We start from the raw sequence: 15418 nt of genomic DNA, 5'->3' as shown, positions 1-15418 counted from the left end.
TACCGGTAGGGTGTGTTGCGCAGCAACGCACGCGGCTGGCGGCTTTGCGGGGAAGCGTAGGGAAACGTACAGGTACACAGAGGCAGGTACACAGAGGCCGTCTGAAACTCCAATCCGAGGTTTCAGACGGCCTTTTTCAGACGGCCTCCTGCCGCGCAGACACGTTTACACCGCCGAATCCGCCCGCTCGCCGGTGCGGATGCGCACGGCTTCTTCGACGGGGATGATGAAGATTTTGCCGTCGCCGATTTTGCCGGAGCGGGCGGTTTCGATAATCACGTCCACCACCTGGTCGACCTGCTCATCGCGCAAAACCAGTTCGATTTTGACTTTGGGCAGGAAGTCGACGGCGTATTCCGCGCCGCGGTAGACCTCGGTGTGGCCTTTCTGGCGGCCGAACCCTTTGACTTCGGTAACGGTCATGCCGGTGATGCCGATGTCGGTGAGCGCCTCGCGCACGTCGTCGAGTTTGAAGGGTTTGATGATGGCTTCGATTTTTTTCATGAGAACACCTGTCGGGTCGGGGCTTTCAGACGGCCTCATCTCCTGCAAAGGCCGTCTGAAAGCGGGGTTTGAAAGGCGGCGAAAGTAACACAAAGGCACATGCGCTTCAATCGGCGGCGCGATCGGAAAAGCTGCCGACAAAACCGTGCGGCGGCATCCGGCCGATTGTCTGCATTTTTACCGTCCGCACCGCCCACGCCGCGCCCGCCCGTCGTATAATGCGCGCCTTTTCCAACTCCGTTTTGAAGAGCCCAGCCATGTCCGTCGTTCTCCCCCTGCGCGGCTCCCGCGCCCTTTCCGATTTCCGTGTTGAAAAACTGCTGCAAAAGGCCGCTGCGCTGGGTTTGCCTGCGGCTCAGTTGTCCAGCGAATTTTGGTATTTTTCCGCGTCCGACGCGCCTTTGGCGGCGGATGATGCGGCGAAACTCGAAGCCTTGATCGACGCGCAGAGCGTGGCCGCGCCGCAGGTTTCAGACGGCCTCAATCTGTTTTTGGTTACGCCGCGTTTGGGCACGGTGTCGCCGTGGGCATCAAAGGCGACGGACATCGCGCACAACTGCGGCCTGTCGCAGATTACCCGCATCGAGCGCGGCATGGCGGTGTGGGTGTCGGGCCGTCTGAACGAAGACGAAAAACGCGCGTGGGCGGCGCTGCTGCACGACCGCATGACCGAGTCGGTTTTGCCCGATTTTCAGGCTGCCGAAAAGCTGTTTGCCCACCCCGAAGCGCAAACCTTTGCCACGGTAAACGTGTTAAACGGCGGCCGCGACGCGCTGGTGCAGGCCAATGCCGAGTTGGGTTTGGCACTTTCGGCCGACGAAATCGATTATCTGGTGGAAAACTATCGCGCGTTGAACCGCAATCCGTCAGATGTCGAGCTGATGATGTTCGCGCAGGCCAACTCGGAGCATTGCCGCCACAAGATTTTCAACGCCGATTTTGTGTTAAACGGGCAGGCGCAGGAGAAATCCTTGTTCCGCATGATCCGCGACACCCACGAGGCACACCCTGAGGGCACGGTGGTGGCCTATAAGGACAACGCGTCGATTATCGAAGGCGCGAAAATCCGGCGTTTTTATCCGCATGCGGCGGAAAATCAGGGCTACCGTTTCGCCGAGGAAGACACGCACATTCTGATGAAAGTGGAAACCCACAACCATCCCACCGCCATCGCCCCCTTTGCGGGCGCGGCCACCGGTGCGGGCGGCGAAATCCGCGACGAGGGCGCAACCGGTCGCGGCGCACGGCCGAAAGCGGGTCTGACCGGCTTTACCGTGTCCAATCTCAATATCCCCGGTTTCGCGCAACCGTGGGAGCAGCCTTACGGCAAACCCGGCCATCTGGCTTCCGCGCTGGATATTATGATCGACGGCCCCATCGGCGGCGCGGCGTTTAACAACGAATTCGGCCGCCCGAATTTGCTGGGCTATTTCCGCACCTTTGAGCAGGAGTTTGACGGCCAGGTGCGCGGCTACCACAAGCCGATTATGATTGCCGGCGGCTTGGGCAACATCCAGGCGCAGCAGACGCATAAAAACGAAATCCCCGAAGGCGCGTTGTTAATCCAACTCGGCGGCCCGGGGATGCTGATTGGCTTGGGCGGCGGCGCGGCCTCGTCGATGGACACCGGCAGCAACGATTCCAGCCTGGATTTCAACTCGGTACAGCGCGGCAACCCCGAAATCGAACGCCGCGCGCAGGAAGTCATCGACCGCTGCTGGCAGCTTGGTGCGGCCAACCCGATTATCGCCATTCACGACGTAGGCGCGGGCGGCTTGTCCAACGCCTTCCCCGAATTGGTGAACGACGCGGGTCGCGGCGCGGTGTTCAAGCTGCGCGACGTGCCGCTGGAAGAACACGGCTTAACCCCGCTGCAAATCTGGTGCAACGAAGCGCAGGAGCGTTATGTGTTGTCGGTGTTGCCGGAAAATCTCGACACCTTCTCTGCTCTGTGCGAGCGCGAACGTTGCCCGTTTGCCGTAGTCGGCACGGCCACCGACGACGGCCATTTGCAGGTGCGCGACGATTTGTACGGCGACAATCCCGTTGATCTGCCGCTCAACGTATTGCTCGGCAAACCGCCCAAAACCACCCGCCGCGATGAGACCGTAAGGCCGTCTGAAAAAGCATTTTCAGGCAGCCAAATCGACCTGAAAGAAGCCGCCTACCGCGTGTTGCGCCTGCCTGCCGTGGCCGCCAAAAACTTCCTGATTACCATCGGCGATCGCAGCGTCGGCGGCCTGACCGCGCGCGACCAGATGGTCGGCCGCTACCAAACGCCGGTGGCCGACTGCGCCGTAACCATGATGGGCTTCGACACCTATCGCGGCGAAGCGATGGCGATGGGCGAAAAACCCGCCGTCGCCCTGTTTGACGCGCCCGCATCGGGCAGAATGTGCATCGGCGAAGCCGTAACCAACCTGGCGGCGGTGAACATCGGCGACATCGGCAACATCAAACTCTCCGCCAACTGGATGGCCGCCTGCGGCAACGCGGGTGAAGACGAAAAACTCTACCGCACCGTGCAGGCCGTATCCGAAACCTGCCAAGACTTGGGCATCAGCATTCCCGTGGGCAAAGACTCGCTGTCGATGAAAACTGTGTGGACGGACGATGGCGAACAAAAATCCGTAATCTCGCCGCTGTCGCTGGTGATTACCGGCTTCGCGCCGGTAGCCGACGTGCGCAAAACCGTTACCTCCGAATTGAAAAACGTCGCCGACAGCGTATTGCTGTTGGTCGATTTGGGCTTTGGCAAAGCACGCATGGGCGGCTCGGCGCTGGCGCAGGTGTACAACGAAACCGGCGGCGAAGCGCCCGACATCGACGCAGGCAGCCTGAAAGCGTTTTACGATGTGATGCAGAAGCTGGTGGCCGAAGACAAGCTCTTGGCCTACCACGACCGCAGCGACGGTGGTTTGTTTGCCACGCTGGCGGAAATGGCGTTTGCGGCACGTTGCGGCTTGGATATAGATTTAAATTTATTGCTTGCACAAACATTTATTACCAACCATACCGCTCTGTCTCAATCATTGCGGACTGAAGAGGTAAAAGCGTTGGCTGAATGGCAAGAAACCATTGCCCGCACATTATTTAATGAAGAGTTGGGTGCTGTTATCCAAGTTAGAAAACAAGATGTTGCCGATATTATCAATTTATTCTATCAACAACAGCTGCATCACAATGTCTTTGAAATCGGTACGTTAACTGATGAGAACACGTTAATCATCCGCGACGGGCAAACGCACCTTATTTCTGACAACCTAATCAAACTGCAACAAACCTGGCAGGAAACCAGCCACGCCATCCAACGTCTGCGCGACAACCCCGCCTGCGCCGACAGCGAGTTCGCCCTGATTGGCGACAACGACCGCAGCGCATTGTTTGCCGACGTGAAATTTGACGTGAACGAAGACATCGCCGCGCCTTTCGTCAACAGCGGCGCAAAACCGAAAATCGCCGTGTTGCGTGAACAGGGCGTCAACGGCCAAGTCGAAATGGCCGCCGCCTTTACCCGCGCGGGCTTCGATGCCTACGACGTGCACATGAGCGATCTGATGGCCGGCCGCGCCAAGCTCGCCGACTTCCAAATGCTCGCCGCCTGCGGCGGATTCAGCTACGGCGACGTACTCGGCGCAGGCGAAGGCTGGGCGAAAACCATCCTGTTCCACCCCGCGCTGCGCGAGCAGTTTGCCGCATTCTTCGCACGCCAAGACACCCTCGCGCTGGGCGTGTGCAACGGCTGCCAAATGATGAGCAACCTCGCCGAAATCATCCCCGGCAGCGCAGGCTGGCCGAAGTTCAAACGCAACCGCAGCGAGCAGTTTGAAGCCCGTTTGAGCATGGTCGAAGTCGCCAAATCGCCCTCGCTGGTTCTCGCCGAAATGCAGGGCAGCCGCCTGCCCGTGGTCGTCAGCCACGGCGAAGGCCGCGCCGATTTCGCCCACTTGGGACGCGACGGCAATTCGGTGTCAGACGGCCTTGCCATTGCCCTGCAATACATCGACGGCACCGGCGCCGTAACCCAAACCTACCCGCTCAACCCCAACGGCTCGCCGCAGGGCATCGCCGGCATCACCAACGCCGACGGCCGCATCACCATCATGATGCCCCACCCCGAGCGCGTGTACCAAACCGCGCAAATGAGCTGGCAGCCTGAAAACTGGGGCGAATTGGGCGGCTGGTATCGGATGTTCGCCGCCGCGCGCAAGGTGTTGGGCTGATAAGGAGAAAGGCCGTCTGAAAACGCTTAGGCCGTCTGAAAGGGGGCTTTCAGACGGCCTTTTTGCAAACCCGCGAATTGTGTCGCAACCGTTTTGTCGCAGGCTGCGGCAAAAGGCCGTCTGCGGCCAAAGGAAGTCCCTGTGGGAAAACTGCAAGCCCGTTTCAGACGGCAGATTGAGACGCAACGAGCCTTCCAAACATTCCGGCTATCGGGTTTGCAGCCAAGGGCTTTTATAGTGAGCCAAAATAGAAAAGATACAAGGCAGCAAGCCGCAGACAGTATGGGTAATACGGCAAGGCGCAGCAACGCCGTATATTTTTTATTTTGGCTCACTATAAAAATACGGCAAGAGGCCGTCTGAAACCTTGTCCGACAGGGTTTCAGACGGCCTTTTTCATATGCACCTCCGTTTTTCAGACGGCCTGTTGCTTGAAACGGGCGATCAGGGCGGCGGTGGAGGCATCGTGTGCGGCCGGGACGCCGTTTTCCAGTTCGGCGAGAATGGTTTTGGCCAGCACTTTGCCGTATTCCACGCCCCATTGGTCGAAGGGGTTGATGTCCCACACGGCGGCTTGGACGAAGACGCGGTGTTCGTAGAGGGCGATGAGCATGCCGAGGGTGAAGGGGTCGAGGCGTTCGGCCAGCAGGGTGTTGCTGGGTCGGTTGCCCTCGAAGCTGCGGTGCGGCTCACCGCTGCTTTTACCCGCCATCAGGGCTTCGGCCTGGGCGAAGGCGTTGGCGGCGGCGAAGGCGCGGTTTTCCTGCGGATAGGGGGTGTCGGCGGGGACGATGAAGTCGACGGGAATCAGGCGCGTGCCCTGGTGCAGCAGTTGGAAATAGGCATGCTGGCAGTTGACGCCTTCGCTGCCCCAAATAATGCTGCCGGTGTCGCAGCGGGCGGGGCGGCCGTCTGAAAGGGTGTGTTTGCCGTTGCTTTCCATATCAAGCTGCTGCAAATGGGCGGGCAGGCTGCGCAAGAGGTGGGTGTAGGGGATGACGGCGTGGGTTTGCGCGCCGTGGAAGTTGTTGTACCACAGGGAAATCAGGCCGAGGAGGACAGGGATGTTGCGGCGCAGCGGGGTGTTGAAGAAGTGTTCGTCCACGGCGTGCGCGCCGGCGAGGAAGTCGCGGAAGTTCTGCGCGCCGACGGCGGCCATCAGCGGCAGGCCGACGGGCGACCAGACGGAGTAGCGGCCGCCCACCCAGTCGGACATGGCAAAGCGGTTTTCTTCGGCGATGCCGAAGGCGCGCACGGCTTCGGCATTGGCGGACACGGCAGCGAAGTGGCGGGGCAGGGCGGCCTCGCCGATGCCGTTGTCCAGCAGCCAGGCGCGGGCGGCGCGGGCGTTGAGCAGGGTTTCGGGGGTGGTGAAGCTTTTGCTGGCGACGACGAACAGGGTTTGCGCGGGCGTGCAGCGTTCGAGGACGGAGGCCAGTTCGGCGCCGTCGATATTGGCGGCAAAGTGCACGCGCAGCCTGCCGTGATAGGGGGCGAGGGCTTCGACGGCGGTGCGCGCGCCGAGGTCGGAGCCGCCGATGCCGATGTTGACGAGGTCGGTGAAGGGGAGGCCGTCTGAATTGGCGTAGGAGCCGTCGTTCAGGCTGTCGGCAAAGGCAAGGGCGCGCGCCAGTTCGCCGTGCATGGCGGGCAGGACGTTTTCGCCGTGCACATACACAGGGGCGGCATCGGCGGGCAGGCGCAGGGCGGTGTGCAGGGCGGCGCGGTTTTCGCTGGCATTGACGGCGTCGCCGCGGCGCATGGCCTGCATTTTTTCGGGCAGGCGGGCGGTTTCGGCGAGGGCGCACAATAATTGCAGGGTGTCTTCGCCGATGCGGTTTTTGCTGTAATCGACCAGCAGGCCGTGCAGCTGCCCGTGCATGCGTTCGAAGCGGTCGGGCTCGGCGGCGAAGCGTTGGCTGATGGTGAGGGACGCGGTGTCGCGGCGGTGTTGTTCGAGTGCCTGCCAGGCAGCGGTTTGGGTGATGGGCATGGTGGGGAAACGGCGGATAAAAAAGGGGGCGATTATAAGCCATGCGGCATAAGAAGGCCGTCTGAAAACACAGCTTCGGCGGAGCCGAACCCCGTCCGCCCGTTTTTCAGACGGCCTTTTGCCTTTTCAGACGGCCTGCGCTCACGGCTGCGGGCAGCTTTCGGTGCGCGGTTTGAGCTTTTGGTATTCGTTGCACGCGCGGTAGAGGTCGGGATAGAGCGCGGCAAAGTGAGGCGAGCGGTGGATTTGCGCGGCATACTGTTTCATCGAAGTCGGATAGTAGCGGTAGAGCCGGTTGAGCCACTGTTCGGCGGTGTAGCGGTTGCCCGCGCGGTATTGGTAGAGGCCGTATTGGACGGCGGTGGCGTAGGGGCGGTGGCGCAGGGCGCGGTTGGCGGCGGCTTCCGCCCATGGTTTGACCACGTTGTCCGACGGCGAGGCGCGGCGGGTGAGCGAGAGTTCGGCGTAATAGGCCAAGAGCGGCTCTTTCGCGGCGATGGCGCGCAGGCCGTCGATTTTGCGGTAGGTTTCCATCGGGCTGTCGTCTTTGCCGCGTTTGTCGAAATACACAAGGTCGGCATAAGTGAAACCAAGTTTGACGATGCCGGCGGCGATCACCAGCGCGGCAGCGGCGGGCAGCATGGCAACCAGACCGAAGGCCGTCTGAAAAGGCGGCCGCCGGGTCGGCGCGAGCGACATCATCAGGGCAAACGGCGTCAGAAAATAGACATACCACAGCGGATATTCCAGCATGCTGTGGCACAGGCTCACCGCCATCAGCGCCAAAGGCAGCAGCGCGGCATCGGCGGCAGGCCGTTTGAAATACGGCCACACCGTCCACAACGCGCCGCCGAACACCAAAAGCGTGCCCGCCAGCCCCATCTCGGCCAGAAGTTGCAAGACGATATTGTGCGAATGGGTAAACAGCACGCTGATGCCGTTGGGGCTGTAGCCGTCGGGAAACTCGGCGGCCAGAAAGCCCTGCAATGAAAAGCTGTCCCAACCGTGCCCCCACACGGGCGCGGAAAGGAACACGCGCCAGGCATCGCGCCATTCCAAATCGCGCGCCGACATGGCAAACGAGCTGCTTTCCACGCGCTGCAAGGCCGTTTCCACCTGCCCCGCGCCCAGCCAACCCAGCACCGTATTGAGCGACAGCTGCACGGCCACCAGCATCGCCAGCGAAAACAGCATCGTCAGAAACAGACGGTTGCCCGCCCTGCCCTGCCGCAGCCGCCACAGCGCCGCCAGCGCCCCCGCCGCCAGCACATAAAGCAGCATGGTGCGCGAATTCACCAAGCCCATCGTCCCCGTGAGAAACAACACCGCCGGCAACGCCACAACCGCCGCAAGACGCCGCTGCGCCCACAGGTACGACACCGACAGCAGCCCCCACATCAGATAATGTCCCAAATGGTTGCGCTGGCCGAGCTGCCCCGTGATATTCGACGCCGAACCCCGCGCCAAATAACCCGTGAAATGCGCCGTCCAGCCCAAATACTGCATCAGCGCCACCGCCGCCTGCAAACAGCCGCCGACGGCCAGCGCCCAAGCCAGCGCCGCCACCGCCCTCTCCTGCCCCAGCGACAGCACCCAGCCGCGGCACGCCCACGAGGCCAGCGACAGCGCGACAAACGTCCATACCGCCAAGTCCGACAGCCCGAAATAATCCGCGCCCACCGCCCGCGCGTGCACATGCCAAAACAGCGCCAGCGCCAGAAAAAACACCGTGCCGCGCGGCGGCAGCACGTTCAGACGGCCAAAAGCAAAGGTCAGCAGCACCAACAGCAGCGCAAACAGCAGCGAGCCGCTTTCCAAATAAAAACCCGGCTGCGGCCCCACCCGCCAAATCGACAGGAAAGGCACAACCGCAATCAGGGAAAACGCCGCCAAAAGCAGCGCGAAGCCCCACGGATCGTTTTGCCGTTCAACGCGCATCGCCGCCTCCCCGCACCTGCCGCACAAACCACAGGCAGGACACAAAATACAACGAGCTCAGCAACACCGCCGCCACCGCGCACCAGCGGCTGGCCGCCGACACGTCAAACAGCCGCATCACCGCCTCGGCGAAATACAGCAGAATCATCATGCACGACCATTGGAAAGTGTACACCCGCCCCTTCAACACCCCCGCCAGCGGCAGGCACAGCGGCAGCGCCTTCAAAGCCAGCCACGAACCGCCCGGCCGCAGCGGCGCAAACCACAGCTCCCAGGCCAGACACAGCGCAATCAGCGCCAAAAGGGAAAACGCCGCCAGCCTCTGCGGCAGCGCGCCTTTACCGACATCCATGCAAAACACCTCGCAAAAGGCCGCTCCCGCCTACGCGGGAATGACGTTTCTGAAAGCGGAGCTTCAACAAAATTAAAACCCGTTTACAGCGCAACACGCTTCTTTTCAGACGGCCTCAAAACAAAAATACAGGCCGCAACAGCGGCCTAAAACGGCGCGGATTATAACGCAAAGGCCGTCTGAAAGCGCCCCCGCCGCAGATCCTGCCGTTGAAAAAGCGTCCGCGAAACCGTAGCATCCGTACCTTTACCCGCCCGCCGTCATGACCCCCGCCGACCTCCCCGCCTTTCTCTCCACCCTCCACCGCCGTGCCCCCTGCGCCGCCTTAAACGCCCGCAATTTCAGCATGGCGCGGCACTGCGCCCCGTTTAAAGAAGCCGCCGTACTCGTCGGCATTATTCCCGATGCGGCAGGCGCACGGCTTTTGCTCACCCGCCGCACCGACAGCCTGCGCCACCACGGCGGCCAGATTGCCTTTCCCGGCGGCCGCCAAGACCCGCAGGACGGCGGCAGCCACACCGCCACCGCCCTGCGCGAAGCCGCCGAAGAAATCCACACCCCGCCCGAAAGCTGGCAAACCTTCCCGCCGCTCGCTCCCTTCTACACCCCCGCAGGCTACGCCGTCCGCCCCGTTCCCGCGCTGCACACCGGCGGCACATGGCGCGCCAGTCCCGACGAAGTGGCGGAAATCTTCCTGCTGCCGCTCGCCACCGCCCTCAACCCCGCCAACTACCGCTTCCGCCCCCTGCCGCAAGACCCCGCCGTCTCCGTTCCCGCCCTGCCCTATCTTCACTACGACATCTGGGGGCTGACCGCCGCCGTTCTCTACCACATCGCCCAAGCGGCAGAGGCCGTCTGAAAACACCGGCGGGCTTTCAGGCTGATGCCGTCATTTCCGTTTGTGACAAAAAGGCCGTCTGAAAACAAAAATTCTGTTTTCAGACGGCCTTGTTTTACAATACGCGCCTTTTCTTCACAAACATTTAACCAAACCGCCATGACACCGCAAATCGGCATCGACCTGGGCACCACCAACAGCCTGGTTGCCCAATTTCTCGACGGCGAAACCCGCCTGATTCCCAACCGCCTCGGCCACTTTCTCACACCCTCCGTCGTCAGCGCCGACGACGCGGGCAATATTCTGGTCGGCCTCGCCGCCCGCGAGCGGCTGCGTACCGCGCCGCAGTCCACCGCCTCGGCCTTCAAACGCTTTATGGGCACGGACAAAACCTTCCGTATCGGCGGCAAAAACTTCCGCGCCGAAGAGCTGTCGGCGCTGGTGCTGAAGCAGCTTAAAGAAGACGCCGAAGCCTTTTTGGGTGAGGCCGTTACCGACGTTGTGATTACCGTGCCCGCCTATTTCAACGCCATCCAGCGCCAGGCCACGCGCAACGCGGCGCAAATGGCGGGGCTGAACGCGCTGCGCCTGTTAAACGAACCCACCGCCGCCGGCCTGGCCTACGGCCTGCAGGAGCGGCCGGACGACACCCGTTTTCTGATTTACGACTTGGGCGGCGGCACGTTTGACGTATCCGTGCTCGATTATTTCGACGGCGTGGTGCAGGTGTCCGCCAGCGCGGGCGACAACCATTTGGGCGGCGAAGATTTCGTGCAGGTGCTGCGCCACTGTTTTTTGCGCCAGTGCAAAGACTTGAGCGACGGCGAACGCGCCAAACTTACTGACAGCAGCGAATTGTGGCAGGCGTTGGAAACCGCCAAGCGCAAACTCGGCGACGAGATGCAGGCCGAAATCGCCGTGAATATCAACGGCCGCATGGTGTCGGCAACCATCACGCGTAACGAGTTCCACGAAGCCGCCAAGCCGCTGATGGCGCGATTGCGCCGCCCGCTCGAACGCGCCCTGCGCGATGCCAAGCTGCGCCCCGATCAAATCGACAGCATTATTCTGGTCGGCGGCGCCACCCGTATGCCGCTGATCCGCCAGAGCATTGCCCAACTGTTCCGCCGCATTGCCAACGTATCGGTCAATCCCGACGAAGCCATCGCCCGCGGCGCGGCGGTTCAGGCTGCCCTGATTGCCCGCGACGAGAGCGTGGAAGAAGTGGTGCTCACCGATGTGATGCCCTTCTCGCTGGGCGTGGAAACCGGCATTCCGCTGGAAAACGGCGGCCGCATCGAAGGCCGCTTTTCGCCGATTATCGAGCGCAATATGCCGGTGCCGGTATCGCGCGTCGAACGCTACGTGACCGCCTTTGACCAACAAACCGCGCTGGCATTTGAAGTGTTCCAGGGCGAATCGGCCGTTGCCCGCGAAAACCTGCATCTGGGCACGATGGAAATCAAAGTCCCGCCGCGCCCCGCCGGCGAAGTGTATGCCGACGTGCGTTTCAGCTACGACATCAACGGCCTGCTCGACGTGGACATCAGCAACGACGAGTTCGACATCCGCGCCAACCAAACTTTCCGCCACAACAGCGCCAACCTCAGCGAAACCGAAATCCAAGCCTCGCTGGCCAAACTCGCCGCGCTCAAAGTGCATCCGCGCGAGCAGCAGGAAAACGTCTATCTCTTGGAAAAAGCCAAACGCCTCTACGAAGAATACCTCGGCGACCAGCGCCAAACCATCGGCCACGCCCTCGCCCAATTCGAGCGCGTATTAGAGAGCCAAGACCCCGCCGCCATCCGCCGCGCGCAAAAAGAGTTCGGCGATTTCCTCGCCCACTACGACGGCGGCTGGCTGCTGTAAGGCCGTCTGAAAGCAATCTCTGTCTGCACCAAAAGGCCGTCTGAAACCAAAAATGCTGTTTTCAGACGGCCTCCCACCGAAAGCCTGTTATGTCCTGCTGGCAAATCCTCCACATCGAACCGACCAACGATACGCGCGCCATCCGCCGCGCCTACGCCAAACTTTTAAAAACCACCCGTCCCGACGACGACGCGGCCGCCTATCAAACCCTGCGCGAAGCCTTCGACGAAGCGCTGGCCATCGCGCCCTATCTGGCAACCGATGATGAAGACGACGACTGGTCGTTTGACAACGAAGACAGCGAAGCCGAAACAGGCCGCGCAGACGGGCAGCCGTTTTCAGACGGCCTTGGCGAAGCCGACGACACGGCAAGGCCGTCTGAAAGTGCCGACCGCATCATCCGCCACATCCAAAACATTCACCACCAAGCGGGCGGACGCGGCCTGCTCAAACTGTGGCCGCCGATTGCCCGCCGCATCGCCGCGCTTGACGAATACGAGCGCGGCGAAGTGCTCGGCTACTTGGCCGGATGGCTGCAACAGCCCAGCGGCCTGCCGAAAAAACTGCGGCAACGCTGGCAGAAAGACTACGGCCTGTCCGCCGGTCAGGAATATCAGGAGAGGCCGTCTGAAAACCAAGAAGACGACTTTTTTGCCGGACTGTTTATTGTCGAAGCCGAGCCCGAAGCGGGCGTGGACGCACAGGAAAGCGTGCGCGCCCTGTTCAGCCAGATAGACCGCTGGTACGACAGCGACGGCATCCGCCCCGTACTCGAACATCTGGACGAAATCGAAACGGCATTCGCCGCCTTCCCCCTCGAAGACACGGGCTACCTTGCCTACCACTGCCTGCAATGGCTGCGGCGGCGGCAAATCCGCAACCCGCACCTTTGGCTCTCGTGGGCGGAATATTTCGGCTGGGGCGACTACAACCGCTCCTTCCTGTCGGGCAACCGCCTCAGCGAAGAAGAGCTGGAAAACCTCGCCGCCTACCGCCAAGACACCCTGCAAACCCCCGCCCCACCGCCGCGCAGCCGCGAAAGCGAAGCGGAACTTTCGGCGCAACTGGCCGTGCAGTTGGAAAATTGGTTTGCAGAAGGCGGCGACAAAAAACTGACGGAATGCTGGCCGCAAACGCGCGACCTGTTCAACCGCTTCCCGCTCGGCTCGGCCGACAGGCTCTCCCGCCAATGCGCCGCCTTCCTGCACGACCGCATCACCGCGCCGCTTGTCTGGCAGCGTTGGGCAAAATATTTCGGCTGGACGGCCGACAGCTTCCCCAACCTGTTTTCCACGGAAGAAACGCGCCTGCTGGCCGCCAGTACCGATGCCGAAACCGTTCCCGCCGATCCGTCCGAACGCCTCTTCGCCCTGCTCGACAAGTTCGCGGCAGAAGGAGGCAGCGCCGCCCTACTGCAACAGCGCACGCGCATCGAAACCCTGCTGCACGAGATACCGCCCGAGGCAATCGACGCCGTTTCAGACGGCCTTGCCGCCTTTTTGCGCGAACGCGGCCTCGACAGCCCGCAGCTGTGGCTGCTTTTCGCCGACAGCTTCAACTGGTTCGCCCCGTTCTACCGCCATCTTTTGGACGCAGGCGAAGCGGCGGAACTCGAACACTGGCGGCGGCTCGAAGCGCAGGACTTTCCCGCTGCCGCCTTACTCTCCCCATCGTGGCCGGAAGCCGTGTCCGTGCACGCCGCCGGCCTGATCCGCCGCATCTGCCGCACCTATTGGCAGGAAGGCAGCGGCGGCCTGCTGGCAGCGTGGCCGCAGCTTGCCCGCGAACTCGAAAAAACCCATTACGAAGACTACGACACCGTCACCGCCTTCCTCTCCTGCTGGCCGCAGCCGCAGCGCCTGTCGCGCCGCCTGCTGCTGCTTTGGCAGGAACACTACGGCACGCCCATACCCGATGCCGACGTGCCGCGCCGCTTCGCCGAAACGGAAGAAGACGGCGCAGACACAGAATACGGCGCAGACGGTTTTTCAGACGGTCTCGGCTTTTCAGACGGCCTCGAAGCCGATCACATCTTCGCTTTCCTGCAAGAATGCAACGACAAGGACGGCAGCGCCGCGCTGGTGCAGGCGTGGCCGCAAATCCGCGCCATGCTCGACGATCTGCCTTTGGGCGGCGCCGACGAAGTTTCGCCGCATTTCGCCGACTTCCTGCGCCGCAGGCGCATCACCCATCCGCTGCTGTGGACGCAGTGGGCGGACTATTTCCGCTGGCACGAAGACTTCCGCAACCAAATCCTCTCGCCCACGGAATCCGAACGGCTCGCCGCCTACCGCCGCACCGCCGCCCTTTTGGCAGGCATAGGCATAACAGGCACAGACGGTTCGTCTGCCCAAGAAACCCTTTCAGACGGCCTCGGCAACCCGCCCCGCATCATGCCCTACACCCGCGCCTTCGCCCGCTTCCTCGGCCGCAGCCCCGGTTTTTGGCGCAGCCTGGCCGCTGCCTGCGCCGTGATGGCAGTCTGGCCGGAAGTCAGCCGCGAAACCGATCCTGCCGAACGCGACGAAACCGCCGCCTTCCATCCCTCCCTCTACCGGCTGTTTGAATGGGGCAGCGAATGGCGCGGCGCCTGGCTCATCATCATCCTTTCCGCCTGCATCACCGCGGGCGTTTGGTTTTCGCCGAGCGAAGGCGGCCAATCCTTGCCGTGGGGCATCCTTGTCGGGCTGTTCGCCGGCGCTCTCTTCACCGCGCTTTCCATTGTCGGCTACAGCCTCTTAGTCGGCCTGCCCGCCAATATTCCTTGGCTGGCAAACTGGCTGCAAACCACATGGCCGCGCATCAAATACCACCCCAAAGCCGTGCCCCTGTTCCTCATCACCCTGCCCGCCCTGCAGTCCGTAGTGGCGCACATCATGCCCGACGGCGAATACAACGGCCTGATTACCTTCTGCTGCTTCGCCGCGAGTGCCTTCTACTACTTTCCCCACTGCTTCGGCGACAAACAGACCGACAGCACATGGAACTGGAACTGGACGGCCGCCCTGCTCAGCCTCGCCCCCACCGTCGAATGGATAGCGCAGGCTCTGCCCGAAAATATGCGGCTCGACGCTTTGGCCGCCGTTTTGCTGTGGTTCAACGCCAACCTGTTTCTGTTTTTCGACCGCAGGGCGCGTTTCGAGCGCATCGCCGCCTTTATCGGCCGCGCTGCCCGTTTTCAGACGGCCTCCATACCGCTGCGCCCCTTTGCCGCCATAGCGGCGGGCGTGTTGTGGCTGCTGCTGATACCCGCCTACACCCTGCGCACCGCCATGAACAGGCAATACGGTCTGATTCTCGAAACCGCCGTGATTGCCGCCGTGCTGATGATTCCCCTACCCGAAACCCTCCACCCGCACGGCCTGCTGCTCTTTTACCCCGCCCTGATGCTGGCCGCCTGGCTGCACCTGCTGCTCACCCGCACCGTACTGCGCCTGCTCGAACGCTTCCCCGCCGCGTAAACGGTAAGGCAGAAAGGCCGTCTGAAAGCCGAATCTCGGTTCGGCCGTAGGTCGGATACTTGTATCCGACATTTTCAGACCATCTCCGCATGAATCGCGCGGGGATAACATTTCTGAAACCGAAAATCCCACCACGCACCTTACCCCCTCTCCTGCGCCCGCGCGGGGGAGGGTTGGGGAGGGGGTGGCAGTTCGCAGAACTGCATTTTCCGCCGCCCGCAAAATTTTCCGCAGCGGCGC

8 protein-coding genes are annotated in these 15418 nt (G+C 62.1%); 4 read left to right on the top strand and 4 right to left on the bottom strand.

What is annotated here, in order from left to right; genetic code table 11:
- Positions 1-165: 165 nt before the first annotated feature.
- Entirely contained in the window at positions 166-504 is a 339-nt protein-coding gene (locus CGZ77_RS00415; RefSeq protein WP_009427336.1) for a P-II family nitrogen regulator, read from the bottom strand.
- Positions 505-761: 257 nt separating this feature from the next.
- Here CGZ77_RS00415 and purL point away from each other — a divergent pair, with 257 nt between their 5' ends.
- Positions 762-4727 carry a phosphoribosylformylglycinamidine synthase gene (gene purL, locus CGZ77_RS00410; protein WP_009427338.1) on the top strand — a complete coding sequence of 1322 codons (3966 nt, stop codon included), beginning with the start codon at positions 762-764 and terminating at the stop codon, positions 4725-4727.
- Positions 4728-5142: 415 nt separating this feature from the next.
- Here the strand turns inward: purL and pgi are convergent, their stop codons facing one another.
- The 3 genes from pgi to CGZ77_RS00390 form a co-directional block, all read right to left on the bottom strand.
- Entirely contained in the window at positions 5143-6720 is a 1578-nt protein-coding gene (gene pgi, locus CGZ77_RS00400) for a glucose-6-phosphate isomerase (RefSeq protein ID WP_009427340.1), read from the bottom strand.
- A gap of 141 nt (positions 6721-6861) precedes the next feature.
- Entirely contained in the window at positions 6862-8658 is a 1797-nt protein-coding gene (locus CGZ77_RS00395) for a PglL family O-oligosaccharyltransferase (protein WP_009427341.1), read from the bottom strand.
- Entirely contained in the window at positions 8648-9010 is a 363-nt protein-coding gene (locus CGZ77_RS00390; RefSeq protein WP_009427342.1) for a DUF2069 domain-containing protein, read from the bottom strand. The genes CGZ77_RS00395 and CGZ77_RS00390 overlap by 11 nt, the downstream gene beginning before the upstream one ends.
- Positions 9011-9272: 262 nt before the next feature.
- On the opposite strand from CGZ77_RS00390, the gene CGZ77_RS00385 reads away from it, so the two are divergent.
- From CGZ77_RS00385 to CGZ77_RS12210, 3 genes are all read left to right on the top strand, one after another.
- Positions 9273-9869 carry a CoA pyrophosphatase gene (locus CGZ77_RS00385; RefSeq protein ID WP_009427344.1) on the top strand — a complete coding sequence of 199 codons (597 nt, stop codon included), beginning with the start codon at positions 9273-9275 and terminating at the stop codon, positions 9867-9869.
- Between the two features lie 138 nt (positions 9870-10007).
- A complete protein-coding gene (locus CGZ77_RS00380) occupies positions 10008-11717 on the top strand; it encodes a molecular chaperone HscC (RefSeq protein ID WP_009427346.1) in 1710 nt (569 codons plus the stop codon).
- A gap of 89 nt (positions 11718-11806) precedes the next feature.
- Positions 11807-15178 (top strand): hypothetical protein, encoded by a 3372-nt coding sequence (locus tag CGZ77_RS12210; protein ID WP_009427348.1) that lies wholly within the window; start codon positions 11807-11809, stop codon positions 15176-15178.
- The last annotated feature ends 240 nt before the right edge of the window (positions 15179-15418 follow it).

Source organism: Neisseria sp. KEM232 (genome assembly GCF_002237445.1).
Taxonomy (GTDB): Bacteria; Pseudomonadota; Gammaproteobacteria; order Burkholderiales; family Neisseriaceae; genus Neisseria.
Note: the sequence above shows the minus strand (reverse complement) of the source record. Positions and strands in the feature narration are given on the sequence as shown.

Coding starts and splice junctions, on each gene's coding strand:
- CGZ77_RS00415 (WP_009427336.1), bottom strand. CDS start 504: ATGAAAAAAATCGAAGCCATCATCAAACCCTTCAAACTCGACGACGTG.
- purL (WP_009427338.1), top strand. CDS start 762: ATGTCCGTCGTTCTCCCCCTGCGCGGCTCCCGCGCCCTTTCCGATTTC.
- pgi (WP_009427340.1), bottom strand. CDS start 6,720: ATGCCCATCACCCAAACCGCTGCCTGGCAGGCACTCGAACAACACCGC.
- CGZ77_RS00395 (WP_009427341.1), bottom strand. CDS start 8,658: ATGCGCGTTGAACGGCAAAACGATCCGTGGGGCTTCGCGCTGCTTTTG.
- CGZ77_RS00390 (WP_009427342.1), bottom strand. CDS start 9,010: ATGGATGTCGGTAAAGGCGCGCTGCCGCAGAGGCTGGCGGCGTTTTCC.
- CGZ77_RS00385 (WP_009427344.1), top strand. CDS start 9,273: ATGACCCCCGCCGACCTCCCCGCCTTTCTCTCCACCCTCCACCGCCGT.
- CGZ77_RS00380 (WP_009427346.1), top strand. CDS start 10,008: ATGACACCGCAAATCGGCATCGACCTGGGCACCACCAACAGCCTGGTT.
- CGZ77_RS12210 (WP_009427348.1), top strand. CDS start 11,807: ATGTCCTGCTGGCAAATCCTCCACATCGAACCGACCAACGATACGCGC.